The organism is Faecalibacterium sp. OF03-6AC, assembly GCF_003478175.1.
Classification (GTDB): Bacteria; Bacillota; Clostridia; order Oscillospirales; family Ruminococcaceae; genus Faecalibacterium; species Faecalibacterium taiwanense.
Genome location: NZ_QUEN01000008.1, coordinates 34,533 through 59,938, shown reverse-complemented (window position 1 = coordinate 59,938; position 25,406 = coordinate 34,533). Strand labels below are relative to the sequence as shown.

21 protein-coding genes are annotated in these 25,406 nt (G+C 59.8%); 13 read left to right on the top strand and 8 right to left on the bottom strand.

From position 1 onward, the window contains the following. Window positions 1-67 precede the first annotated feature (67 nt). Both DXA66_RS10190 and DXA66_RS10185 read left to right on the top strand, forming a co-directional pair. The gene (locus tag DXA66_RS10190; protein ID WP_097777427.1) at window positions 68-742 is read left to right on the top strand and encodes a GntR family transcriptional regulator; all 675 of its coding nucleotides are present in this window, start codon (window positions 68-70) and stop codon (window positions 740-742) included. 214 nt (window positions 743-956) lie between these two features. Beyond that, complete coding sequence (locus tag DXA66_RS10185) at window positions 957-1,886, top strand: hypothetical protein (protein WP_118528667.1); 930 nt, start codon at window positions 957-959, stop codon at window positions 1,884-1,886. Between the two features lie 72 nt (window positions 1,887-1,958). Here DXA66_RS10185 and DXA66_RS10180 read toward each other — a convergent pair whose 3' ends face one another. The 5 genes from DXA66_RS10180 to DXA66_RS10160 form a co-directional block, all read right to left on the bottom strand. Continuing rightward, on the bottom strand, window positions 1,959-2,705 hold the full coding sequence (locus DXA66_RS10180) for a J domain-containing protein (protein WP_118528665.1): 747 nt from the start codon (window positions 2,703-2,705) through the stop codon (window positions 1,959-1,961). Between the two features lie 98 nt (window positions 2,706-2,803). Continuing rightward, window positions 2,804-3,643 carry a DUF5685 family protein gene (locus tag DXA66_RS10175; protein WP_097777430.1) on the bottom strand — a complete coding sequence of 280 codons (840 nt, stop codon included), beginning with the start codon at window positions 3,641-3,643 and terminating at the stop codon, window positions 2,804-2,806. 6 nt (window positions 3,644-3,649) lie between these two features. Then, window positions 3,650-4,045, bottom strand: a complete 396-nt coding sequence (locus DXA66_RS10170) for a hypothetical protein (protein WP_005944061.1) — start codon at window positions 4,043-4,045, stop codon at window positions 3,650-3,652. 126 nt (window positions 4,046-4,171) lie between these two features. Next, window positions 4,172-6,559, bottom strand: coding sequence for a glycoside hydrolase family 2 TIM barrel-domain containing protein (locus DXA66_RS10165; RefSeq protein ID WP_118528663.1), 2,388 nt, complete (start codon window positions 6,557-6,559; stop codon window positions 4,172-4,174). Between the two features lie 197 nt (window positions 6,560-6,756). Then, window positions 6,757-7,377 carry a flavodoxin family protein gene (locus DXA66_RS10160; protein ID WP_005944067.1) on the bottom strand — a complete coding sequence of 207 codons (621 nt, stop codon included), beginning with the start codon at window positions 7,375-7,377 and terminating at the stop codon, window positions 6,757-6,759. 188 nt (window positions 7,378-7,565) lie between these two features. On the opposite strand from DXA66_RS10160, the gene rsmD reads away from it, so the two are divergent. The 11 genes from rsmD (at window position 7,566) to DXA66_RS10105 (ending at window position 21,200) form a co-directional block, all read left to right on the top strand. Beyond that, the gene (gene rsmD / locus DXA66_RS10155; RefSeq protein ID WP_118528661.1) at window positions 7,566-8,153 is read left to right on the top strand and encodes a 16S rRNA (guanine(966)-N(2))-methyltransferase RsmD; all 588 of its coding nucleotides are present in this window, start codon (window positions 7,566-7,568) and stop codon (window positions 8,151-8,153) included. Further along, the gene (locus tag DXA66_RS10150; protein ID WP_005944071.1) at window positions 8,150-8,611 is read left to right on the top strand and encodes a hypothetical protein; all 462 of its coding nucleotides are present in this window, start codon (window positions 8,150-8,152) and stop codon (window positions 8,609-8,611) included. Before rsmD ends, DXA66_RS10150 begins: the two co-directional genes overlap by 4 nt. Window positions 8,612-8,850: 239 nt before the next feature. After that, window positions 8,851-9,816, top strand: coding sequence for a 16S rRNA (cytosine(1402)-N(4))-methyltransferase RsmH (rsmH, locus tag DXA66_RS10145; protein WP_118528659.1), 966 nt, complete (start codon window positions 8,851-8,853; stop codon window positions 9,814-9,816). Between the two features lie 36 nt (window positions 9,817-9,852). Continuing rightward, entirely contained in the window at window positions 9,853-10,332 is a 480-nt protein-coding gene (locus DXA66_RS10140; protein WP_005944079.1) for a hypothetical protein, read from the top strand. A gap of 127 nt (window positions 10,333-10,459) precedes the next feature. Next, window positions 10,460-12,943 carry a penicillin-binding protein 2 gene (locus DXA66_RS10135; protein ID WP_118528657.1) on the top strand — a complete coding sequence of 828 codons (2,484 nt, stop codon included), beginning with the start codon at window positions 10,460-10,462 and terminating at the stop codon, window positions 12,941-12,943. A gap of 187 nt (window positions 12,944-13,130) precedes the next feature. Then, window positions 13,131-14,513 carry a UDP-N-acetylmuramoyl-tripeptide--D-alanyl-D-alanine ligase gene (gene murF, locus DXA66_RS10130; protein ID WP_118528655.1) on the top strand — a complete coding sequence of 461 codons (1,383 nt, stop codon included), beginning with the start codon at window positions 13,131-13,133 and terminating at the stop codon, window positions 14,511-14,513. A gap of 29 nt (window positions 14,514-14,542) precedes the next feature. Further along, window positions 14,543-15,553 (top strand): glycosyl transferase family 4, encoded by a 1,011-nt coding sequence (locus DXA66_RS10125; protein WP_118528653.1) that lies wholly within the window; start codon window positions 14,543-14,545, stop codon window positions 15,551-15,553. A gap of 32 nt (window positions 15,554-15,585) precedes the next feature. After that, window positions 15,586-16,914, top strand: a complete 1,329-nt coding sequence (locus tag DXA66_RS10120; RefSeq protein WP_118528651.1) for an FtsW/RodA/SpoVE family cell cycle protein — start codon at window positions 15,586-15,588, stop codon at window positions 16,912-16,914. An 80-nt stretch (window positions 16,915-16,994) separates the two neighbouring features. Next, window positions 16,995-18,119 carry an undecaprenyldiphospho-muramoylpentapeptide beta-N-acetylglucosaminyltransferase gene (murG, locus tag DXA66_RS10115; RefSeq protein WP_118528649.1) on the top strand — a complete coding sequence of 375 codons (1,125 nt, stop codon included), beginning with the start codon at window positions 16,995-16,997 and terminating at the stop codon, window positions 18,117-18,119. 33 nt (window positions 18,120-18,152) lie between these two features. After that, window positions 18,153-19,694 carry a cell division protein FtsQ/DivIB gene (locus DXA66_RS10110; RefSeq protein ID WP_118528647.1) on the top strand — a complete coding sequence of 514 codons (1,542 nt, stop codon included), beginning with the start codon at window positions 18,153-18,155 and terminating at the stop codon, window positions 19,692-19,694. Window positions 19,695-19,721: 27 nt separating this feature from the next. Next, on the top strand, window positions 19,722-21,200 hold the full coding sequence (locus DXA66_RS10105) for a UDP-N-acetylmuramoyl-L-alanyl-D-glutamate--2,6-diaminopimelate ligase (RefSeq protein ID WP_097777439.1): 1,479 nt from the start codon (window positions 19,722-19,724) through the stop codon (window positions 21,198-21,200). A 58-nt stretch (window positions 21,201-21,258) separates the two neighbouring features. Here the strand turns inward: DXA66_RS10105 and DXA66_RS10100 are convergent, their stop codons facing one another. The 3 genes from DXA66_RS10100 to DXA66_RS10090 all read right to left on the bottom strand — a co-directional run bounded on the left by DXA66_RS10100 (window position 21,259) and on the right by DXA66_RS10090 (window position 25,396). Beyond that, a complete protein-coding gene (locus DXA66_RS10100) occupies window positions 21,259-23,361 on the bottom strand; it encodes a heavy metal translocating P-type ATPase (RefSeq protein ID WP_187119397.1) in 2,103 nt (700 codons plus the stop codon). Between the two features lie 144 nt (window positions 23,362-23,505). Further along, entirely contained in the window at window positions 23,506-23,787 is a 282-nt protein-coding gene (locus DXA66_RS10095) for a DUF6110 family protein (protein WP_005944105.1), read from the bottom strand. Between the two features lie 448 nt (window positions 23,788-24,235). After that, window positions 24,236-25,396 (bottom strand): phosphoglycerate dehydrogenase, encoded by a 1,161-nt coding sequence (locus DXA66_RS10090; RefSeq protein ID WP_118528645.1) that lies wholly within the window; start codon window positions 25,394-25,396, stop codon window positions 24,236-24,238. Window positions 25,397-25,406: the final 10 nt, after the last annotated feature.

Here is a 25,406-nt window from a genome sequence, read left to right as displayed (position 1 = left end):
CTTGATAACTTCAATACTAGTATATCAATTTTTGCTTTACACCGGAGGTTGAAGGGAGAGAGACCACATGTCATCACTGAGTGCGCGCGAAACGGCATACCAGACTATCCGCAGCCGGATCATCACGATGGAGCTGAAGCCCGGTGATCCGCTGAATGACCGGGAGCTGGCCGAAGAGCTGGGCATCAGCCGCACGCCCATGCGGGAGGCTTTGCTGATGCTCAATCTGGCCCGCATGGTGGACATCAAACCGCAGAGCGGCACCCATGTGGCACCCATCAACCTGAAGTTGATGGAGATGGAGCAGTTTGCCCGCTATACACTGGAAAAAGAGATCCTGAACCGGCTGCGCGGCCATGTGACACCCCGGCAGGAGGAAGAATACCGCAGCAACATTGAGACATACCGTGTGCTGGAAGCGGATATGAGCCAGCCGGACCGCACTGCCCGTATGCTGGAGCTGGATAATGCATTCCACCGCAAATCCTTTGAGTTGTGCGGCATGGAAGCTCACTACGACCACATGCTGGCCAGCCTGCAGCATGTGGAGCGCATCCGCAAGTTCAGCCTGCAGACCGAGGAAAACAAGTCGGTCTGCTCCTCGCACACGGCAATTCTGGAAGCACTGCTGCACGGCAGCGCGGACGACGTGAGCGAAGCGCTGGAAAGCCACCTGAGCCGGTATAAGCAGTCGGTGGCGCAGGCCCGCAGCGTCCACCCGGAATATTTTATTGATGAATGAACTTGAGGGAGAAACCACTGGAAGAGGGCAGGTCCCTCTTTTTTGCATACATAAAATATAAAAAAATTGAATTACTTGAATCACGTTATTGACCAAAACAGCGTTTTGCGGTAAAATCGAGGCACAACAGGCATGGTATCATGCCGGTTCCCGACGCAGTGTGCCGTGGGGCGCGGCTGTGCGATCCCTTTACAGAATAAGGAGGTCTTAAGCAATGAAGGCCAAACGATTGATAGCTCTTGCACTGGCAGCAGTGTTCATGCTCAGCGCGGCAGCAACGCCGGTGTTTGCCGCAGCAGCTCTGCCGCAGGAAAATGCAGCGCTGGGGCAGCAGAATGATATGGTTTCCATCCGGCTCAAAGCCACGGGCGACCTTGTTTATGGCTCCAACTACAAGCTGGAGGTGCAGACCAACCCTGCCGATACCCAGTATATTGGTGTTGTGGTGGGCGTTGGCGGCGAAGCGAATGGCTATGTGACGCTGGTGCTGTCGGATAAGATCCGCACGTTGCTCAAGATGATCCCGCTGCCCAAGAAGATGTCCAAGACACCGGATCAGGCAGAGGAGTTCAATGTGTACAGCTACCTCAAGCAGCTGATCGACGGCAACGATGTCAGCGTGCTGCTGCGGGTGGCCGATGAGGCCGTCTCGGTGATGGATGTACTGCACTTCTATGTGCCTACCATCGATCAGGTGTCCAACGGCCTGCGCCTTGCGCTGAACCTGATCCGCAAGTATCTGCCGGAGGGCGCGTTCAGCCGCATTTATCTGGACGAGCAGCCGGTGGATGCCGGCAACTATGTGGCCGGTGCACTGGCGCTGGAAAGCAGCGATATGAACACCGCAGGCTTTGCCATGTTCAAGATCAAGCCCAAGACAAACGGCGTGCGCATGTACTGGGCACAGCAGGCCGAAAAGCCCATGACCGCCGAAGAGCTGCAGAGCTTCAATGAAGCGGCTGTGCTGGAAGTGGATGGTCAGGTGGTGCCCACCGATAAGATCCGCTACAGCTACAAGAAGTCCGGCTGGGGCTGTGATGCCACCAGCGAGCTGCCCACAGAGCCGGGCACCTATGTGCAGACGGCAGAGATCGGCGGCAATTACTCCTGCAGCAAGATCAGCCGCAACATCACTGTAAAGTGATGTCGTAAAGCAAAAGCAAGACCCCGCACCAGAAGGTGCGGGGTCTTGCTGTATCTTATGAGAAAAACGGGATCACATGCGGAACCGGAAGCCCCAGCCGCCGCAGCAGCAGTTGCAAAGCAGGTTCAGCAGGATCATGCTCCAGCACCACTGCATCAGGCCGCCGGGGCTGGTGTAGGTGGCCTGTGTGGTGCGGTAGGTCTGGCCGGGGTTCTGCATCCGGCGCAGGTGCATCTGGTACTCGGTGTTGCCCGGGTCCAGCTGCACGGCACGGCGGGCATCCTGCAGCGCATCGATGCGGTTGCCCAAGCCCTGATTTGCGAGGGAGGAAAGATAATACCACCGGGCATTGCGGCCGGTCATGCCGTCCAGCACGCGGCGGGCCTCCGCATAGCGGCCATTGGCCACAAAGTTGCGGGCGGCCTGCATCTCCGGGCTGTCGGAGCCGGAATAGCTTGCGCCCTGCTGGCCGTAACCCTGCTGGTAGCCGCCAAAGCCAAACCCGAAACCGAACGGGTCAAAGCCATCGAATCCGTCAAAACCGCCGTAACCGTTCTGATAACCCTGCTGCTGGTAGCTCTGCTGGCCGTAACCCTGTTGTTGGTAGCTGCCGTAGGGATTTCCGCCCATCTGGGGGCCGGTCTCGCCCTTGGTAATGGCATCGTAAGCCGCCTGCACTTCCTTGAAGTGCTCCTCGGCGGTAGGATCGTTGGGGTTCAGGTCCGGGTGCCAGCGCTTGCACTTGGCGCGGTATGCTTTTTTGATCTCGTCATCGCTTGCGCCGCGCGAAACGCCCAGCACCTCATAGGGGTCTCTCATGGATATACTTCCTCACGTCTCATTTCGCGCAGCCACAGTGCCGCGCAATGTTTATAGTCTACCGTATTGCCGTGGAAAAATCAAGACAAAGCCGCCATTCAGCCACGGCTGCGGGCCTGCTTGGCTGTTTTGCAGTTGTATTTGAGCCATACGCCGGAGTAAAGGATGTTGCGCAGCAGGTCTGCGTCCTCCACGCAGGGCAGGCGTTCAAAGCTCTGGGCACACTGCGCCAGCAGCAGCTCAAAGATCTCTTTCATCTCTTCCTCATAGCCGGGCTGCTGACTGAGTGCTTTCAGCGGATTGTAGGCCCCCTTGCGCTGGTCGTGCTCCAGATCGTCATAGGCATCCAGCAGGTAGATGAACTTGCCCAGATGGAAGCCGATGCTGCGCAGCTCCGGTGACCAGTGATCCTGTCGGTAGTCGAACAGCTCTGCCATCAGCTCGCCAAAGCAGCCGGACACGGCATCCAGATCTTCGCTCCCGGCAGCTTCATATTCTGCCAGCCTGTCCAGACAGGTGCGGATGGCGCTGCACTGACGGGGCCAGCGGCTCTCGGCAGCCTGCTTACAGCCGGTAAGCAGCTTTTCATATCCAAGGCCCAGCAGGCTGCGGTCGTCCTTCCACTTATCCTCGGCGTTGTAGTAGTGCAAGGCTACGCTCAGATCTGCACAGTAATCGGTGGGGGAGGCCGCCCGCCATTCCACACCGCCCAAGGGGTGGATGGGGCACCGGTCGTGGCCGGAAGAAGCTTCGGTCTCGCCCTCATACAGGCTGCACAGCAGCAGGTTCAGGAAGGTGAGGTCATAGCTCAGCGTAAAGCGGCCCCGCAGGCCGTGCAGTGCGTCGATGCGGCGGCACAGCCCGCAGTAGGCGGTGCGGTAGCGCTTTTGTGCTTCGTCCGAAAGCGCGGCCTGATTGGGCACAACATAACCAAACATGGCTGCTCAGCTCTTTTTGATGAACTGGGTGCCGCAGCGCGGGCAGGAGATCTGGATGCGGCCGCGGCCACGGGGCACACGCAGCTTCTGGCGGCACTTGGGGCAGCGGTAGTAGTGGTAGAGCTTGCGGTTGGCCCACTGATCCTTCAGACCGCGGAACTTACGGTCTACGCGGTCCTTCAGGGCATAGTACTGGTAGTTCTCCTCCGTGCGCTTGGAAATGTTGCGGCTGAGCGAGCGGTAGTAGCACAGCACCAGCAGCACCAGACCCAGCCATGTGAACAGGCTGAAGCGGGTGAGCAGCGAGATCAGCAGCAGCACGATGGACGCGATGCTCAAAAACTGGTTCAGGCCATCGGTACCGTAGCGGCCGATCATAAACTGACGGAATTTTTCTCTCATAACTCCTGCATCCTTTGTTTTGGAATCAAAGCGGGCGCGCCCGCCGTTATTTTACAGTTCTTAGGATACCAGTCAACCATGATGAAATTTTGAACAGAGTGCAAATCTATCATGAAGGGACGGAAATTAAGCTTCCCGGCAACGGATGGTCACCACGGCATCGGTATCCAGCGCACCCTCCATGCGACAGTGCAGCACGGCACGGCCCGCTTCGCCGGTGGTGGCAAGGTAGGTGCCCGCCATGCCGCCGCGCAGCGGCACCACGCTGGGACCAATGATCTTCAGCGGGCCGTCCACGCTCAGCTGAACGGCTTCGCCGCAGTAGGGCAGCAGGCTGCCGTTCTGGTCGATGGCGCGCAGGCTGACAGCGGCGCAGTCCCAGGTGGGGCCGTCGGTGAGGATGGGGTTGTGCACGGTGCATTCCAGCCGGACGCTCTGCACCGGTTCCCGCACCACGGTGCGCACGGCGCGGCCATGCCACACGGCTTCAAAACGGTAGGCTGCGCACGGTGTGCCAAGCACGCCGATGTATTTGTAATACATGCGGGCTACCTCATTCCAGCTCAGCCGCAGCGAAAGCATCCGCGCCTTGGAAAGCGGCGAAAGCTCCATGGCATCCCGGCGCATCTCGTTCAGGATAGCGGCTGTCATCTGGGCGGAGGCCTGGTCCATGCCCTCGTACTTTTCCAACAAAGAACCTACAAAATCGTTGATTTCAATGGGCGGATGCGTCATGGCGGCAAAACGGCCGTGCCGGTCAGGCGTGAACTCGGCAATGTAGTCGTTGCCGCGGTACAGCCGCACGCTTTCGGCGTTGGTGAACACCCAGCAGGCCGTGGGAACGCCGCCGGGCAGGTCGCCCAGTGCCATGCCGGAAGAGACTTCCAGCACGATGTCCGAGGGGGAACGCGGCGTTTTCTGGCTTGCATATACCGCCGCCGAAAGCTTCGGGTTGCGGAACATATCCATCACACCGTGGTAGCAGATGCGGTCGCCGCTGCCAAATTCCCGGTGGGTGTTGTAATCAGCCATGCACCAGCCAAAGCTGCCGGCCACACCCTGCTGCGCAATGGAATCGTTGATCCCGGCGGCATAGCGCAGAGCCTGCACCAGCCGGTGGGTCTCGTCGTCAAAGGGCTTGGTGGGCAGCTGCTGCCCGCCGAATTCGCTGATGAGGTAGCCCTTGCGGGGATCGGAAGTCACCGCGGCGCGGGCTTCGCAGGCGGCACCGCGCCCACGGTAAGAGTAATCGTTGTAGGCGTAAACATCCTCCAGCAGCTGGCTCTTGCGGTGGTTCCGCGCGCCTGCCGTGGGGCGGGTGGGGTCCAGCCGGTGGATGGCCTCGTTGGTGCGCTTATAAAACGCTTCGTCGTCGGCGCTGCCGTTCACACGGGCACCCCACAAAAAGATGCTGGGGTGGTTGCGGCACTGGCACACCATCTCGCGGCAGTTCTGCAGGGCCTGCGCCTTCCAGCTCTCGTCGCCGATGTACCGCCAGCCGGGCATCTCGGTGAACACCAGCAGGCCCAGCTCATCGCAGGCATCCAGAAACGCCGGGCTCTGGGGGGAATGGCTGGTGCGCACTGCGTTGCAGCCAAGGTCTTTTTTCAGGATCTGAGCATCCAGCCGCTGGATGCTGTCCGGCATGGCATAGCCCTGATAGGCGTAGCTCTGGTGGCGGTTCAAGCCCCGCAGCTCCACGCGCTGACCGTTCAGGTACAGCCCACCCGCCACGAACTGCACGGTGCGGAAACCGAAGCGGATGGTCTTTTCGTCCAGCACACGGTCCGGCAGACCGGCAGAGCCGGGGCGGATCAGCTGTACGGTGAGGGCGTACAGGGTGGGATGCTCGATGCTCCACGGGTGCACACCGTTCAGCACGCCGGTGATGGGCAGGGAAAGCTCGCCGCTGTAGGCGGCGCGGCTGCCGGAAGGGCTGCGGATCTCGGCCTGCAGTGTGCAGCCTACCGTCTCACCCACGGTGGAGGTATAGATGCGGAAATCGCCCTCGGCCTTTGCCTCGATGAACACATCCCGCAGGTAAGCGGGCTCCTTGATGTCCAGACTGACGGCACGGTAGATGCCGCCGTAGGTCAGGTGGTCGATCTGCCCGCCAAAGGGCGGAATGTTCAAATCTTCGCGGCTGTCGCAGCGCACAGCCACCACGTTTTTCTGGCCCAGATGCAAAGCGCTGGTCAGATCTACCGTGAAGGCGGTGTAGCCGCAGGCGTGGTGGAACAGCCGCCGCCCGTTGCAGAACACGGTCGCGTCATGGGCAACGGCACCAAAGGTGAGCAGAACAGTGCGGCCTGCCCACTCTCTGGGTGCAAAAAACTCCCGCCGGTAGCCGCACAGGCACTGGTATTCATTTTCGTTGCAGTAATTGTAGGGCAGCACCCGCACAGTGTGGGGGATGCGCACCGGTTCCAGTTCCAGTCCGCACTCCGGCCGCACCAGTGCCGGGTCGAACCGGGGCGTGAACAGCCAGCCTTCGTTCCAATCGTAGTGTTCCATACAAGGGTCTCCATCCTGCTAAAATCACTTTACATCTTATAGTAACACAAACTTATGAACGAAAAAAGAAGCGGAAGGCGCTTTGAAAAAGGTTTTTTGCTGTTTTTGGCACGAAATGGCGTGGACTGCAAAGAAAAAGAGGCTCAGAGCAGCTTACGGACTGTTCTGAGCCTCTGGATCAGAAATTGATTTTCCAATCAGCGGATAAAATTGGTCATGGGGCGCTTGGGGTTCTGCGGGTGTTCAAAGCCAGCGGCCCTGCCTGCTTCGATGCAGTGCAGCAGCCATGCCATGTTGCGGCCCAGCTCCTGCATTACGGCGCAGCCCTCGGCATCCTGCAGCACCTGCTCGGCATTGGAGCCGTGCACCATGGCCCAGTAGGAGCCGTTCACCAGCGGCATGTGGAAGAACTGCGGGTACTTTACCAGCTGGTCCAGCGTGGTGGTGGTGCCGGCGCGGCGGGCCGAGCAGCAGATGGCGGCGGGCTTGTAGGCCAGATATCTGCCGCCTGCGTAGGCAAGGCGGTCCATGAAGCTGGTCATGTTGCCGGATGCGGATGCATAGTGCACCGGGCTGCCGAACACGAAGCCATCGGCAGTTTTGGCCTTCTCGATGGCCTCGTTGACCACACCGCCAAACACGCAGCCATTGCCTGCGGCACAGCCGCCGCAGCCGATGCAGCCACCCACGGGTTTGCCGCCGACATGCAGGATCTCAGTGTCCACACCGGCATCGTTCAGTTCCTTTGCAATGAGCGAAAGGGCGGTATAGGTGCAGCCTTTTTCGTGCGGGCTGCCGTTGATGAGCAGAACTTTCATGGGAATACTCTCCTTTTATGCCAGAATGCGCCGCAAAAGCCCGGCGCTGCCGGTTTTATTGTAGCACAAACCGCCAGACGGCGCAACGCGCGGCCCTTGACAAGAATATGCAGTTGGGTGATAATAAAGTGATACAAAAAACGTGTTTGCAGCCACATCTTCCGGCTGCAAGGAGGAGGAAAGAGAACATGCGCGTGATCGCAGGAGAAGCCCGGGGCCGCAGTCTGGAGGCCCTGCCGGGGACCGACGTGACCCGGCCCACCCTTTCGCAGGTAAAGGAGGCGATGTTCAGCATCGTCCAGTTCGACCTGCCCGGCGCACGGGTGCTGGACCTGTATGCGGGCAGCGGCCAGCTTGGCATTGAAGCACTGAGCCGCGGCGCGGCGCGCTGCGTGTTTCTGGACGAGAACCGCGAGGCGGTGAACATCATCATGCGCAACTGCAAGGCCTGCGGCGTGTTCGACCGCAGCCGCGTCAATATCGGCGAGGCTGCGCGGTATCTTTCCGCCTGCCGCGAGCAGTTCGACATCGTACTGCTGGACCCGCCCTTCCGCAATGGTACACTGGAAAAGATCCTGCCTGTGGTGGATAAATGCACCGCGCCCGGCGGCATCGTGCTGTGCGAGAGCGAGACCGGCATCGTGCTGCCGGCCGAAGCTGGCGGCCTGACCCTGAAAAAACAGTACAAGTACGGCAGGGTGCTGCTGTGGAAATACACAAAGCCCATGCAGAACACAGACCCTGCCGAGAACGAACCGAAGGGAGAAGCACTATGAACGTGAACGAACTTTTGGATACCATTGAGGATGCTCTGGAGGAAGGTGCCAATGTGCCCCTTTCCGGCGGCAAAAAGATCGTGGATGTGGAGCAGATCCGGGATTATCTGGACGAGATCCGCGCAAACCTGCCCGGAGAGCTGCGGCAGGCCCAGCAGATCGTGAACGACCGCGCTCAGATCGTGGAGACGGCCAACGCACAGGCGCAGGCCATTGTGAAAAAGGCTGAGGAGCGGGCGCGCATTCTGGTGAGTGAAGCCGAGATCGTGAAGGCTGCACAGCAGCGCGCCGGGGAAATCACCACTGCAGCCCAGAACGAGGCCCGCACCCTGCGCCAGACCGTGACCGACTATTGCGACAACATGCTCAAGAACACCGAGGAAACAATGGTGGAAAATGCGGCACAGGTAAAGAATGTGCGCGCAAATCTGCGCCAGAACGCCAAGAAAAACGGCTGAAGACAGCCTTTTTCACACACAAATTACACATACGGCAAAAACCAAAGTTCCTGCAGGCAGAAATGACGGCCGACAGGGACTTTTTTTGTTGCATTTTGCGGCAAAAACGGGAGCACAAACCCTTGCAATCAGGGGCCTGATTTGTTAAAATAAAACTGTGTCATCGGGTAAAAGTGTGCGCTGTGTGCACAGTGCCCGGAACACGGAAAGCTTATGAACTGAGAAAGGAGGCCGCAGCGATGGAACTTGAAACACAAGCAGCCTTTGACCCGGCCTCGTTTGAGCATATCCCCGTTCTGCTGAACGAGTGTCTGGAGGGTCTTGCCATTGATTCGGCCGGCACCTACCTTGATGGCACCGCAGGCGGCGCGGGACATTCCCGCCAGATCGCCTTGCGGCTGGACGCAGAAAAGGGCGGCAGGCTGATCTCGCTGGATCAGGACCCGGACGCGGTGCAGACCGCGCGTGCCCGCCTTGCGGGCCTGCCTGCCACGGTGGTGCAGATCAACTTCCGCTATGCCGGACAAGCTCTGGAAAGCCTTGGCATCGACAAGGTCAACGGCGCGCTGCTGGATCTGGGCGTTTCCAGCCATCAGCTGGACGATGCGGCCCGCGGCTTTTCCTACCGTGCGGATGCACCGCTGGACATGCGGATGAGCCAGCAGGGCGAAACGGCAGCGGACCTTGTGAACACCGAGAGCCGCGAAGAGCTGGCACGCATCCTGCGGGATTACGGCGAAGAACCTTTCGCATGGCAGATCGCGGGCAGGATCGTGGAGGCAAGGGAGAATTCTCCCATCGAAACGACCCTGCAGCTGGCAGATATCGTGGCCAGCGCCATGCCGCCAGCAGAACGCCGCAAAAACAAGAACCCTTCCCGCCGCACCTTTCAGGCGCTGCGCATTGCAGTGAACCATGAACTGGATGCGCTGGAAGAAGGCCTGGATACCATTTTCGATCACCTTGCGCCGGGCGGCCGGCTGTGCGTGATCACCTTCCACTCGCTGGAGGACCGGCTGGTGAAGAACAAATTCCGCCGCTGGTCCACCGCGTGCACCTGCCCGCCGGAGTTTCCGGTGTGCGTATGCGGCGGCAAAGCCAAAGCGAAGCTGATCACCCGCAAACCCATTGAAGCAAACAGTCAGGAACTGGAAGAGAACCGGCGCAGCCGGTCCGCCCACCTGAGAGTTTTGGAAAAATGCTGAACGGCAGAAGCCGTTGTGTGAGGAGGAGAGCAAACCATGGGTCAGGCAGCATACGATTATAACGCGGTACGCCGCAGAAAAGCCCCGCAGACACAGCGCAAGGCAGATCTGCGGGTAGCAAAGGGCGGCAAGCGTCGGCTTTCACCGCTGCAGGCAGCGGTGCACAACGCCATGCATCTGGTAGCAGCAGCACTGCTGGTGGGGTTTGCCATCAGCCTGCTGTGGAGCGAGTCCAAGCTGGTGGAGCTGAACGACCAGATTCAGGACGCAAAGGCTCAGCTGGTCAGTGAGCAGAGCCAGTATACTTACTATAACAGCACCCTGAACAGCAAGACCAACATTACCAGCGTGGAAGAGACGGCCGGCAGGCTGGGCCTGATGAAAATTGATCAGAGCCAGATCACCTACATCCGTTTGGGCGAGAGCGACACGCTGGAGCGCACCCAGTCCGCTGTGCGGCAGTGGACCGACTTTATCTACAACGGTGCCGTGAACATTCTTGGCACTGTAAAGTGAACCAAATACGGGAAAGCGTGCGGCAGCGCACGCTTTTTCGGTTTATACACCCTGTTTGCAGGGCAGTTCCAAATTTGACAAAAGCGCGGCAGAAGGCAGCAAGTGCCCGCTGCCGCAGGAGCATACCATGTCGAAATTCTTCCGAAAATTCATCAAAAAAATAAAAGGCCCCTGGCCGGAAACCAGCACCGGTGCCCGCATGAACCCCAGAACCAGTCTGATCTGCGGCGGTCTGGCCCTTGTGGTCATGGGCCTTGCTGCGGCCCGTGTGACCTACAGCCTGTATGATATCCAGATCAAAAACGGTGACACCTACCGCCAGCTGGCCGCAAAGCAGCAGCTGCTGGATACCACCATCAAGGCCACCCGCGGCGAGATCTACGATACCTCCGGCATCACGCTGGCCTCCACCAGCGTGGTGTGGACCATCTGGGCCGACCCGGACAACAGCAAAATCTTATATACCACCACCGGCAAGGATGAGGAGACGGTGCGCACGCTGGACACTGCCATGTGCGCCGAGGTCAGCCGGGAACTGACCCTGCGCCTGCTTTCCGGCGACGGCGAAAGTCTGGACGCGGTGGACACTTCCTCGGAAGCGTACCAGACCCAGTACCAGAAGGTTTACGATGCACTTTCCAAGACGGACACCAAGTATCAGGTGCTGGCCACCAAGGTGAACAACGCTGTCAAGCTGTCCATCGAATCCTACGTTTCCCAGTTCAACAAGGCACACAAGCGTGCCACTGAGACCTCCCGCAAGGGTAATATCTCGGTCGGCAGCGAGAAGAGCTTCCAGCGCAATTACCCCTACGGAGCGTTTGCAGCGGCAGTGCTGGGCTTTACCGATGCGGACGGCATTGGTACTTACGGTCTGGAAAAATCCTATCAGTCCACGCTGGCCGGTGTGGATGGCCGCACCATTACCCAGCGCAATGCCTACGGCAACGCCATTGCGGACGAGAATGCCACCACCTTTGCAGCCAAGGATGGCTCCAATCTGGTGCTTTCGCTGGATGTGAATGTTCAGGAGATCGTGGAACGGTATCTGAACGAAGCCATTGCAGCCAACACGGTGGAGAACCGCGGCTGCGCCATCGTGATGAACGTCAAGACCGGTGCCATCCTTGCCATGGCGTCCAAGCCGGATTTTGACCCCAACGACCCGCTGGACTACAGCGCAAATCTGGATTACCTCAACGAGCTGGTGCGCGCTGAGCCGGAGCTGTACGGCATCTACAAAAAGGATGAGAACGGCAACGAGCTGAAGGATGCAAACGGCAACCGCATTCTGGACGAGGAGGCCGATTACTCCGGCTACTTCCGCGATATCCAGTGGAAAAACAAGGCCATCACCGAGTTGTACTACCCCGGCAGTGTGTTCAAGGTGATCACCTCGGCCATGGGCGTGGACTCCGGCCTTGCAAACATCAACACCACCTTTACCTGCGCCGGTGCTTACGGCGTGGCAAAGGAGACCTACCACTGCGCAGGCCACAAAGCCCACGGCACCATCACACTGGCCGAAGCTCTGCGTCAGAGCTGCAATATCTACTATATCCAGCTGGGCCAGCGCGTTGGCTCCCAGACCTTCTATAACTACTTCGATGCCTTTGGCTTTACCAGCCGCACCGGCGTGGACCTGCCCAGTGAGACGGGCTTCATGCAGTATTATAAGGCCAACCAGCTGGGCGAAGTGCAGCTGGCTTCCTCGGCCTTTGGTCAGGCAATGGCCATCACCCCGCTGCAGATGTGCACCGCTGTGGCCGCAGCCGTCAACGGCGGCTATCTGGTCACGCCCCATGTGGTGGATAAGATCACCGATGCAAATGGCAACGTGATCGAGGAGATCGGTGCCAATGTGCGCCGTCAGGTCATCAGCGAGAGCACCAGCAATGTGATCCGCCAGATCATGGAATATGAGGTGGGCGCCGGTACCGGCGGCGGCAAGTATGCCTATGTGTCCGGCTACCGTATCGGCGGCAAGTCCGGCACTTCCGAACAGTTGAACATGGACCGCCGCGCTGACGGCGACTACAAGAAGGTGGCATCCTTTGCCGCTGTCCTGCCCGCCGACGACCCGGAGATCATCGTCTATGTGATGCTGGATGACCCCAACAACGCCAGAACGGACTACTCGTCCCTGCTGGCAGCGCCCGTTGTGGGCAACATCATCAGCGAGATCGCACCCTACCTTGGCATTGCCGCCGACGGCGAGGATCGCAGCCAGACTGTGGTCACTGTGCCGAATCTGGTGGGCACCGAGTGGAGCAGTGCGCAGGTGCAGCTGAACATCAAGGGCCTCAGGCATCAGCTGGCCGAAAGCACCACCAGTCAGGCGGCAGCAGCTGTCACTTACCAGTATCCGCACGCGGGTGCAAAGGTGGCCTACGGCACCACCGTGTACCTGTATACCGATACCTATGAGGGCAGCCATACCGATGTGCCGGATGTGACCGGCAAGAGCGCGGACTTTGCCCGCCAGATGCTGTCTGCCGCCGGATTGAACTGTGTGGTGGAGGGCAATGCGAACGGCACCGTGCAGGCCCAGAGTGCAGACCCCGGTTCCAGTGTGCAGCGCGGCACCGTCGTGACCATTACCTGTGGATGAAAAGAGATAAACATGCTCGCCCTCTCAGGCTGCTTCGCGTCCAGCTCCCCCAAAGGGGGATCCTTGGCAAAAAGATGAAGCCTGCGTGGCCTGCAAAGGCCTCTTACTTTGAGAGAGGTGGCACGGCGTAAGCCGCGTGACGGAGAGGGCGAACCAGCTGATAAAATAACGAGAGGGGACATGAACAATGGAAAAAATTTCTGCAAGCAAGCTTCTGGCAGGGCTGGTGCCCGCAGACTTCATCCGGGAAGAGGTGCAGGTGGAACTGGTGACCACCGACAGCCGCGAGGTGCGGCCCGGCTGCATTTTTGTAGCGTTCCCGGGTGAAAAATTTGACGGCCACGATTTTGCGGCCAAAGCACTGGAGAACGGTGCTGTTTATGTGGTGGTGAACCACCCGGTGGAGGGCGTGCCTGCGGAAAAGGCCATCCTCTGCCCGGACAGCTACCACGCCATGATGGTGATGGGCGCGAACTACCGCAGCCAGTATCACCCCAAGATGGTGGGTGTGACCGGCAGCGTGGGCAAGACCACCACCAAGCAGATGACCTACGCCGCCCTTGCAGGCTTTGGCGAGACCATCAAGACCGAGGGCAACCAGAACAATGAACTGGGCATGCCCCGCACCCTGATGCGGCTGGAAAGCAGCACTGAGTATGCCGTGATCGAGATGGGCATGAGCCATGCGGGCGAGATCGACCGTCTGGCCCGGGCCGCACGCCCGGATGTGGGCATCATTACCTGCATCGGTGTGTCCCACATCGGCAATCTGGGGAGTCAGGAGAACATCTGCAAGGCAAAGCTGGAGATCTGCAACGGCCTGCCGGAGGGTGCACCGCTGGTGCTGAACTATGATGATAAGTTCCTGCGCGCCGCAAAGCTGCCCGCCCACGTGAAGCCGGTATGGTTCAGTCTGGCAGATGAGAACGCTGATGTGTGTGCACTGTCCATCCGGCAGGAAGAGGACGGCATGAGCTTTGTGCTGGAAGATCAGGAAGAGGGCACCTTTGTGGTCAAGATCCCGGCCATGGGCAAGCACAATGTGGCAAACGCTCTGGCTGCCTACTGCGCCGCCACCCGCTTGGGCTGCGACCCGCGCGGTGTCATCAAGGGGCTTTCCAATTTTGAGCAGACCGGCCGCCGCCAGAAGGTGGTGCACAGCAAGGGCGTTACCGTCATTGAGGATTGCTACAATGCAAACCCCGACAGCATGAAGGCCGCGCTTGCCATGTTCAAGGAATTCCCCTGCAAGCGCCGCTTTGCCCTGCTGGGCGATATGCTGGAGCTGGGCGAGCTGTCCCGCGAAGCCCACGAGGAGCTGGGCCGTCTGGCTGCGGAGAGTGATCTGTACTGCCTTGTGACCTACGGCGAAAACGCAAAGCGCACGGCTGTGGTGGCTGCGGCCAAGGGGGTCAAGACCCTCCATGCCAACAACTACCGCGAGGCAGCGGATGCTCTGCTGAACCGGATAGAGCCGGGCGATGCCCTGCTGGTGAAGGCAAGCCGCGGCATGGCGCTGGAAAAAGTGCTGGAAATTTTCTACGCAGAGCAGAAAGATGCCGAAGAATAACCCTTTGGCATGAATTTGGAGATTGAAAAATGATTCGTTTCGCCTTGGTCGTCGCGTCGGTGCTGGGTTTTGTGCTGACTGCGGCGCTCGGCAATATGATGGTGCCGCTGCTGCGGGAGCTGCAGCGTGCGGCACGCGGTACACAGCCGGACAGCGATGCCCCGGACAGCCCGGTGCCTACCATGGGCGGGCTGTGCCTGATGGTGGGCACCCTTGCCGCTGTGGGCGTGGGCTGGCTGGCCGCATGTGCTGCACAGCCTTCCCTGCTTGGCAGCGACCGGCAGATGACCTCCCGCCTGCTCATTGCACTGCTGGGGTCGCTGGCCTTTGGCGCAGTGGGGCTGGCCGATGATCTGGCCCGCATCCGCGGCCGCTACCCGAACGGTTTAGGCCTTGGCCTGCGCCGCACACAGCGCCTTGCACTGGAATGCATCGCTGCAGTGCTGGTGCTGGGTCTGCTGGCACTGAACGGGTGCCTGCCCACAGGGCTGATCCTGCCGGGAGCAGGCTATGTGGAATGTGCGCTGGCACCGCTGCTGTGGGCTGTGCTGCTGGTGGCGCTGGCCGAGGCGGCCCGCGTGGCCGATGGTGCCGACGGCACGGTGTGCGGCGCGGCCTTTGCGGCCATGCTGGGCCTGATGATGCTGGAAACGCAGCTGGGCTGGTTCCCGCTGGCAGTATTCCCGGCGGCACTGGCCGGTGCACTGATGGCCTTTCTGCTGTGGGATTTTCCACCGGCAAAGCTGCACCCCGGCCGGTGCGGCTGCTTGTATGCAGCGGGAGCCATTGGCTGCATCCCGCTGTGCATTGGCTACGCAGAGCTGAGCATCCCGCTGGCACTGCCCTTCTGGGTGGAGGGCGGCATGGTGGTGCTGCAGGTCCTGTTCTGCCGCTGGAAGGGCAGGCCGCTGTTTGCGGCGGCGCCGCTGCACCGCTGGCTGGAAAAGCGCGGCATGAGTGCAGTGAATATTTTTTACAGCCTGTGCGCACTGAGCGTGTGCGGGCTGGCGCTGGCCGTGCGTCTGGCACGCTGGGCCTGAGCGCCTGATTCTGAAAATAAGGGGGCGTGGCAATGGCAGCCACCCGCAGACAACATAAAAACCAAAAAGAAAGTGCATGGACGCCGCCGCTGCAGCGGGACCCGGGACCGTGGAACCGGCTGCTGCTCAACTGGCTGGCAACGCTGGCCATTATCATGGTGTTCGGCCTTGTAATGCTGTACAGCGCAAGCTATACCACCGGCTACCTGCGCATGGGCGACAGCCTGCACTACATCAAGCAGCAGGCTATCTGCATGGCCATTGGCATTGGCTGTATGGTAGTCATGAGCTATGTGGATCACCGCTTCCTGCGCTGGGCGAGCAAGCCGCTGTACTGGGTGGTGCTGGCCATGCTGGCCGTCACGCTGACCTTTGCACCGCTGAACGGCTGCCGCCGCTGGATCCGTCTGGGCGGCCTGACTCTGCAAACCTCTGAGGTGGCAAAGTTTGAGATGATCCTGCTCTCGTCCCATCTGGCGGCAAGTGCGCCGCAGATCGGCCGGTTCAGCCCGTCGCTGAGAGAAAAGATCAAGCCAAAGGATTGGTTGTTCATCCGCATCGTAAGGCAGCTGGTCGTGCCGGTGCTGCCGCTGGTACCGGTGGTGGTGCTGCTGTTTTTAGAGCCGCACATGTCCGGCATCCTGCTGACCACCGCCATCGTGGGCACCATCCTCATGCTGACCGGCTGCGGCGGTGTATTGACATGGTGCGGGGCCACAGCGGCGGCTCTGCTGCTGAAACCGGCCCTGACGCTGGTGGAATCCATTGGATATCTGCAGGACCGCCTGAACACATGGTCCGATGATCTGGAAGCGCTGAACGACCAGACCAAGCAAAGCTTGTACGCCATCGGCTCCGGCGGACTGAAGGGCCTTGGCCTTGGCAACAGCGTGGAAAAGCAGCTCTGGCTGCCGGAAAGCACCAACGACTTCATCTTCAGTGTGGTGTGCGAAGAGTTGGGCTTCATCGGTGCGGTGCTCATCATCGTGCTGTTCATACTGCTCATAGCGCAGGGCCTGATGATCGCCTATAAGGCCGAGAACCAGTTCTGCACCATGGTGGGGATTGGCATTATGGCGCAGATCGCCTGGCAGGTGTTCTGCAACATCGCCGTGGTCACCAACACCATCCCGAATACCGGCATCAGCCTGCCGTTTTTCTCGTCCGGCGGCACCAGTCTGATCTTGCTGCTGGCAGAAATGGGCGTGATGGTGAACATTGGGCGCAACGGAGAGCGGGCGGCGCAGCAGAGGGCAGCGGCCCACGCACAGCGGCAGGCTGCAAAGGCTCAGCGTGATGCTGAGCTGAAGGACCGTACCATCAATCTGGACGATGCCCGCCGTGCGCGCAATGAACTGTAACGACTGTTTTGAGGGCGCAGGCCAGTGGGAAGCTCCCCGATGACCTGCCCAGATGCACTAATAATAGAGGAGGAATCGTCATGCGAGTTCTGATCGCTGCCGGCGGCACTGCCGGCCATATCAACCCGGCACTTGCCATTGCAGGTGCTATCAAAAAGGCAGACCCTTCTGCCGAGATCCACTTTGCCGGCCGCAAGGAGGGCATGGAGTACCGTCTGGTAGGACAGGCGGGCTATCCCTTCCACCATATCGAGATCACCGGTTTCCAGCGCAGGCTGTCGCTGAACAACATCAAGCGCAACATCGTTACGCTGTGGAATCTGGCTCTCTCTGGCCCCAAGGCAAAGGCCATTATGAAGGAGGTCAAACCTGATCTTGTGATCGGCTGCGGCGGCTATGTGTCCGGCCCGGTGGTGCGCTGTGCCGCCAAAATGGGCATCCACACCGCCATTCATGAGCAGAACGCCTTCCCCGGCGTGACCAACAAGCTGCTGGCACCGGATGTGGATCTCGTGTTTGCCGCCGTGCCTGCTGCTGTGGAAAAGCTGGGCGCACCTGATAAGACCATCGTGGTGGGCAATCCGGTGCGCCCGGAGGTGTTCACCAAGGTAAAGGACCGCGATGCCATCCGCGCTGAGCTGGGCGCGGGCGACCGCACGGTGATCCTTTCCTTCGGCGGCAGCCTTGGCGCACGCCGCGTCAACGAGGTGGTGGCTGACCTGTGTGCATGGGAACAGCACGAGAAGAAGCCGGTGCTGCATCTCCACGCTACCGGCCAGTACGGTGTGCAGCTGTTCAAGGATCTGGAAAAGGAAAAGAACTTCGCGGAGGGCGACGGCCTTGTGGTGAAGGAATACATCAACAATATGCCGGAACTGCTGGCTGCGGCAGACCTTGTCATCAGCCGCGCCGGTGCGCTGACGCTGGCCGAGCTGGAAGCTGTTGGCCGTGCAGCCGTGCTCATCCCCAGCCCCAATGTGGCTGAGAACCACCAGTACTTCAATGCCATGGAACTGCAGAAGTCCGATGCCGCTGTGGTGATCGAGGAAAAAGACCTGACCGGCGAAAAGCTGGTGAGCACGGTGTCCGACATGCTGGCACAGCCCGGCAAGCTGGCTGAGATGGGCAAAAATGCCCGCAGCCTGTCGGTGGATGACAGCCTTGACCGTATTGCAGACGCTTTGATGAAACTGGTGCAGAAGTAAAACAAAACCTAAACCGGAAAGGAGGTGTGCGCCATGCAGCAATACCGCAATAACAGAAACAACGGCAATATCTACGACCTGCGGAAAGACCTGCAGCATACTCCGCCGCCTTCACAACAAAAAGGATCTTCCGGCAGTGCGGACGGGCGCTATGGCTTCAACGGGGAACCGCTGAGCTTTGCGCCGGATCGCACCGCCAATGGTACGGTGCGCCGCACCCGTACCGATAACAGCATCGAGTTCCCTTCGCAGCCGCGCCGCACCGAACAGAGCGGCACCCGGCGCACCAGCGGTCAGAACCGGAACCGCACCGCGCAGCGAAGCCGCACGGCCCAGCCGGAACAGCGTGCATCCGGCACGGCCCGCAAGCCGCAGCAGCGCCGTTCACAGGGGCAGAAGCCGCGCAAGGCAGCGGCTCAGGCAGCGCAGCAGCGCTACAAAAACCAGCGTCTGCGTCCGGCACAACAGCAGCCACGCGACCCGGTACAGCGGGAAAAACGCAAGAAGCGCCGCCTGACCCGCGCTGCACTGAAGCGGCGGCGGATGCTGCGGCGGCTGATGGCCTTTGTGACCCTGCTGGCCGTGATCGCCGCCGGTGTTTACCTGACCATGACCATGCTGTTTAAGATTGGCACCATTCAGGTGCAGACGGCGGACGGCACCGTAGTGCAGGAGGTGGGCGGCTATTCCAGCAGCCAGATCCTGCAGGCACTGGGTGTGCAGACCGAAGAGAACATTTTCAGCTTTGACCCCGCCGCCAAGGAAGCGGAACTGGAAAAGCAGTTCCCGCTGCTGGAATCCATCAGGGTAGTTCGGGATTACCCCAACACGGTGGTGGTGCAGGTGACCGAGGCGGTGCCTACCTATGCCATGCAGACGAAGAGCGGCTGGCTGACCCTCTCGGATCAGTTCAAGATCCTGGCCTGCGAGTCTGCTCAGCCGGAAGAACTCAAGACCCTATACGGCGGCGAGCCGGTGTCGGTGACACCCGGCGACCAGCTGACCTTTGCAGCGCAGGCAGACCCGGCGGCATCGGATGCATCCGGTTCGGCAGCAGCTTCGGCAGCGGTGCAGACGGACGACCGTCTGGATGCGCTGAATGAGCTGCAGGCAAAGTTGGAAGAGTATGGGATGCTGGACGATGTGACCCGCATGGAATTTGCGGACACCGACCAGATGGCATTTTTGTATCAGGATCGTGTCAGTGTGCTTCTGGGTACACGGAACGATCTGGATTATAAGCTGGACCGCGCACGCTATGTGCTGACCAATGCCGACGGCAAGGGTTGTGCCCCTACCGACACCGGCAGACTGGATTTCAGCCATGTCAGCGCGGGCAGCACCCGTAAAATTTACTTTGCACAGGGCCAGCCGACCCTGCCCTCCGGTTATGTTGTGCCGGAAAAGACCGTGCCGGAAGAGCCTGACACCTCTGCTGCCGAGGATACTGCGGCAGACGGTGCAGAGGATGCCGCTGCGGCCCAGCCTGCGGACGATACGGCGGCAGCTGCGGAAGAAACACCGCTGACCGACCCCGCCCGCATGACCGCAAATAACGAAGAAAACCCCATGTGACAAAATGTTTTGAGGAGCGTGTGCAGTATGAAACTGGAACAGTTACTGGAAGGCGTGCCCTTTACCCTTGCGCAGGGCAGTCTGGACACCGAGATCTCGGATATCATCTACGACAGCCGCAAGGCGGCACCGGGCCTTTTGTTCGTGTGCATCGTGGGCACCCAGCGTGACAGCCATGAGTTTGCCGCCGACTGCGCGGCAAAGGGTGTCAGCGCACTGGTCATCCAGCACGACATCGACCTTTCCGCCATGCCGGGCGTGACCGTGGTCAAGGTGGAAAGCAGCCGCTATGCCATGGCTCTGATGAGCGCGAACCTTTTCGGCAACCCGTCCCGCCAGATGACCATGATCGGTGTGACCGGCACCAAGGGCAAGACCACTACCACCCACATGATCAAGAGCGTGCTGGAAGCTGCAGGCCGCAAGGTGGGCATGATCGGCACCAACGGCATTTATTATATGGGCCGCCACAAGGATACTGCCAACACCACTCCGGAAAGCTACGAACTGCAGAAGACCTTTCGGGAATTTCTGGATGCAGGCTGCGACACCGCGCTGATGGAGGTTTCCAGCCAGGGCCTGATGATGGACCGCGTGGCCGGTGTGCACTACAATGTGGGCGTGTTCACCAACCTTTCGCCGGATCACATCGGCCCCGGCGAGCACAAGACTTTTGAGGAGTACCGCAGCTGGAAGGGCCAGCTGTTCAAGCGCTGCGACGTGGGCGTGGTGAACATTGACGATGAGAATACCGAAGCACTTCTGGAAGGCCACACCTGCCGCCTTGTCACCTATGGCCGCGCTGAGCAGGCGGACTACCGCGAGACCGGCTTTGAACTGCTGCGCACCCACGATTTTCTGGGCGTGAAGTTCCATGTGACCGGCAAGGACGAGATGGATGTGAAGGTGAACATGCCCGGTGAGTTCAGCGTGTACAACGCGCTGGCAGCTCTGGCGGTGGGCAAGGTGCTGGGCCTGCCGGATCAGGCCATCCACGACGGCCTTGGCAAGTGCGTGGTCAAGGGCCGCGTGGAGCTGGTGCCCATCAGCAAAAAGTTCACCATCCTGCTGGACTACGCCCACAACGAGGTGTCCACAGAAAGCCTGCTCACCACTCTGCGGGCCTACAAGCCCCACCGTCTGGTGGTGGTGTTCGGCTGCGGCGGCAACCGCTCCAAGCTGCGCCGCTACGGCATGGGCGAGATCTGCGCCAAGATGGCGGATTTCTCCATCCTTACCGAGGACAACAACCGCTTTGAAAAGGTGGAGGACATCCTTGCTGATATCCGCGTGGGCATGAACAAGGGCAACCCGGATGCAAAGTTCGTGGAGATCCCCGACCGTCTGGATGCACTGCACTACGCAGTGGATCACGCGCAGGAGGGCGACCTGATCGCCGTCATTGGCAAGGGCCACGAGACCTACCGTGACCGCGAGGGTGTCAAGACCCCGTTCCTGGAGCGGGAGCTGCTGGAAGAGTATGCACAGCAGATCGGGCTGGAATAACAGATAAAAAAATAACGCCGTGTCGAATGTTCAGACACGGCGTTATTTTTTGCGGTAATTATGCTTTCAGCTGCAGAGCCTTGTTCTCCGGCAGGAGATTGGTCATGCTCTTCAGGCTGATGCCGATGGTGGAGAGATTATGCAGCATGGCAGAGGAGGCCGGCTGCAGGATGCCCAGAGCACCCAGCGCGATGAGGGCCGAGTTGAAGGTGAGCACGAAACGGTAGTTTGCATGCACGCGCTTTTGCAGAGAGTTGGCGATGGCCTTGAGGGCCACCAGCTCCTCCAGACTGTCGGCTTTGATGGTCACGTCTGCGATCTCGCGGGCGATGGCAGCGCCGGAGTTGATGGCAATGCCAATGTCGGCAGCGGACAGGGCGGGGGAGTCGTTGATGCCGTCGCCGATCATCACAACGGTGTGGCCCTCGGCCTTGGCCTGCTGGACGAAGTTTGCCTTGTCCTCGGGCAGCACCTCGGCAAAGAAGCGGTCCACGCCCACCTGCTTTGCAATGGCGGCAGCGGTGCGCTCGCTGTCGCCGGTCATCATGACGGTGTTCCGGATGCCCAGCGCACGCAGTCCGTTCAGCACAGCGGCGGCTTCCGGGCGCAGCGGGTCGGAAATGCAGATCACGCCCACCAGCTGGCCGCTGGCTGCCATGTACAGGTGCGAATGCTCCGGCTTGAGAGCATCAAACTTTGCCTGCTCGTCGGCGGGCACGATGCACTTTTCGTCCTCAAAGACGAAGTGGTGGCTGCCAATGACCACGCGCTCGCCGCCCACGCGGCTTGCAATGCCGTGGGCCACGATGTATTCCACCTCGGAGTGCATCTCCTCATGGGAAATGCCGCGCTCCTTGGCGGCACGCACCACGGCGTTGGCCATGGAGTGGGGAAAATGCTCCTCCAGACATGCGGCCAGCTGCAGAACTTCGCGCTCGTTGCAGCCGGAGAAGGGAACCACATCCACCACCTGCGGGGTAGCGCGGGTGAGTGTGCCGGTCTTATCAAACACGATAGTGTCGGCCTGAGACAGCGCTTCCAGATATTTGCCGCCCTTGACGGTGATGTGATAGCTGCCGCACTCGCGCATGGCGGAGAGGACGGCCAGCGGCATGGACAACTTGAGCGCACAGGAGAAGTCCACCATCAGGCAGGAGATGGCGCGGGTGGCGTTGCGGGTGAGCAGATAGGTGACCACCGTTGCGCCCAGACACCAGGGCACCAGCTTGTCGGCCAGCACCAGCGCACGGTTCTCGGTGCTGGACTTGAGCTTTTCGGATTCCTCGATCATGGAAACGATCTTGTCGTAGCGGTTGGAGCCGCCCTCGGCCTTTGCCACAAAGACGCATTCGCCCTCTTCCACGACGGTGCCGGCATAGAGGGTGGAGCCCTCTGCCTTGCGCACCGGCATGGACTCGCCGGTCAAAGCAGCCTGATTCACCATGGCTTCGCCTTCCAGAACGGTGCCGTCCAGCGGGATCATGTTGCCGCTGCGCACGACCACCTCATCGCCGGAGCGCACCTTGGTGAGCGGTACCAGCACTTCGGTGCCCTGACTGCGCACCCACACCTTGTCCACGTTCAGGGCCATGCTGCGGGCCAGATCGTCCAGACTCTTCTTGCGGGTCCACTCTTCCAGCAGAGAACCGAGGTTCAGCAGGAACATCACGGAGCCTGCGGTGGCAAAGTCGCCGCGCAGCAGCGAGACGCCGATGGACAAAGCATCCAGCACTTCCACTTCCAGTTTGCGGTGCAGCGCGCAGCGCACACCCTTCCAGAGAAAGCGGATGGAGCGGAAGGCGGTGTAGGCAGCGTCAAGGGGCGCGGGCAGGAACAGCTTGCGCAGGGCGCGGCCTGCCACAAGATCAAACATCTTATCCTGATATTCACGGTTCAGCCTGCGGCTGTCGGCGGAGGTGACCAAAGCGTCATACTCGGCCACATCGAACTTGTAGCTCGCCAGTACAGCAATGGCAGCGGTGCGCTTGCCGGTATAGGTAATGACCACATCGCCGGTGCGCTCGTAAACGGCGGCATGGACGATGGCATCTTTGTGGTTCAGATATGCTTCCAGCACATCGGCACGGTGCAAAGTCATGCGGACGTTTTCCACATGCACACGCATCCGGCCTTTGCCTTCATGCAGAATGGTACATTTCATATATCAAATATCCTTCTCTATCTTTTTGCCGCAGCGTCAGGCTGCTATACCCTGCACGCCTGCGGCCCCACTCTCACAAAAAAGAGCCGCCCGAAGGCGGCTCGAAAGCCACGTTGGGGCTTTCAGTGCTTTACGAACCGAAAATTACTCAGCGGTCTCTTCGGTGGTCTCCTCGGCGGCATCTTCGATCACAGCAGCCTCGGCTTCAACAGCACGAGCCTCGTTGATGGCCTTTGCATCGGCCAGAATGTCACCAGCCTGCTCCTGAACCTTGCTGACGGTTTCCATGGTGGAGTCCTTCATGCGCAGCACGGCAGCAGTGGTCTGGGTGTAGACCTTCTTGGCATCCTTGCTGGACAGCAGCTTGAAACCGGCAGAGCCGAACAGAGTACCGGCGGCGAACAGTGCGATCTTCTTGATATCCATAGTAACTTCCCTACCTTTTCTATTTCCTGTCAGAGGCCCTGCACCGCAGGACCTGTAAGATGAATATACCGGCCCAAAAGCCGGAGAACAGGGTGAACATTTCCCTTCTGTCGAGCCTATTGTAGCACAGAATTTACCATTTTCAAGCTTTTTCTTGAATGTTAATACGTGTAAACTTTTTACGATGTGTAGTTAGAAAAAGCTATCTTTAACGCGTTTTTCAAGACAAACTACAGTTTGTAAATGGAAACTAACCGGCAGATGAGACGAGAAAGAATTTCCAGTTTGTAAAAAATCTTGGTTTGGAAATGCGGTTTGCCGCCACGGCCCTTCTCTGTGAAAAAGCAACCCGGAAAAATCCGCAGATTTTTCCGGGTTGCTAAAATAAAAATCGTTTTCCGCTGAAGATGCCAAGAGCGACGCGGCGGGCATTTTAAACCGTTTTGCTTTACAGGATGCGCACCCGGACCACGGCGGGGATGGCAGCCAGCTTTTCGGCCAGCTTCTTGTCCACAGCACCGGTAGCATCCAGCATGGTGTAGGCCATGTTCTTCTTGCTCTTGTTCACCATGTTCTCGATGTTCAGGCCGGCTTCGGTGGTCAGGGCGGTGATCTGGCTGATCATGCCCGGCTCGTTTTTGTGGATGATGCAGATGCGCTTGCCGCCGGCTCTGGGCTGGTTGACCTCCGGCATGTTCACCGAGTGGATGATGTTGCCGTTCTTCAGGTAGTCGCTCAGCTCCTTTGCAGCCATCACGGCGCAGTTGTCCTCGGCTTCCGGGGTGGAAGCGCCCAGATGGGGGGTGCACACGATGCCGGGCTTGCCCAGAATGGCCTCAGACGGGAAGTCGGTCATGTAGCCAGACACCTTGCCGGTCTCCATGGCTTCCAGCAGGGCTTCGGTGTTCACCAGTTCGCCGCGGGCGTAGTTCAGGATCTTCACGCCGTCCTTGCACAGGGCAAGGGTCTGGGTGTTGATGGTGTCCCTGGTGGTGGGCAGGTAGGGCACATGGATGGTGATGTAGTCGCACAGGGGCAGCATGTCGTTCAGGTTCACGCAGTGGTGTACCTGACTGCTCAGGTTCCAGGCGGCGTCAATGGAGATGTAGGGGTCGTAGCCGTAGACCTCCATGCCCAGCTCAATGGCGCAGTTGGCCACGCGGGAGCCGATGGAACCCAGACCGATGACACCCAGCGTCTTGCCCTTGATCTCGTTGCCCACGAACTGCTTCTTGCCCTTTTCCACGGTCTTTGCCATGGCGGGGTCGCCGGCAAGGCCCTGACACCACTGGGCAGCAACAGCCACATTGCGGCTGCCGGCGATCAGCATGCCGATCACCAGCTCGGCCACAGCGTTGGCGTTGGCACCGGGGGTGTTGAACACCACGATGCCCTGCTCACTGCAGCGGTCCAGCGGGATGTTGTTCACGCCGGCACCGGCGCGGGCGATGGCCAGAAGATTGTCGTTGAAGGCGGTATTCAGCATGTCGGCGCTGCGAACGAGGATGCCGTCCGGGGCATCGGTGTCCACAGCCACCTCAAACTGCTTGTTGTTCAGCTTTGCCAGACCCACCGGGCTGATGGCGTTCAAAGTTTTGATCGTATACATATCTGAATTC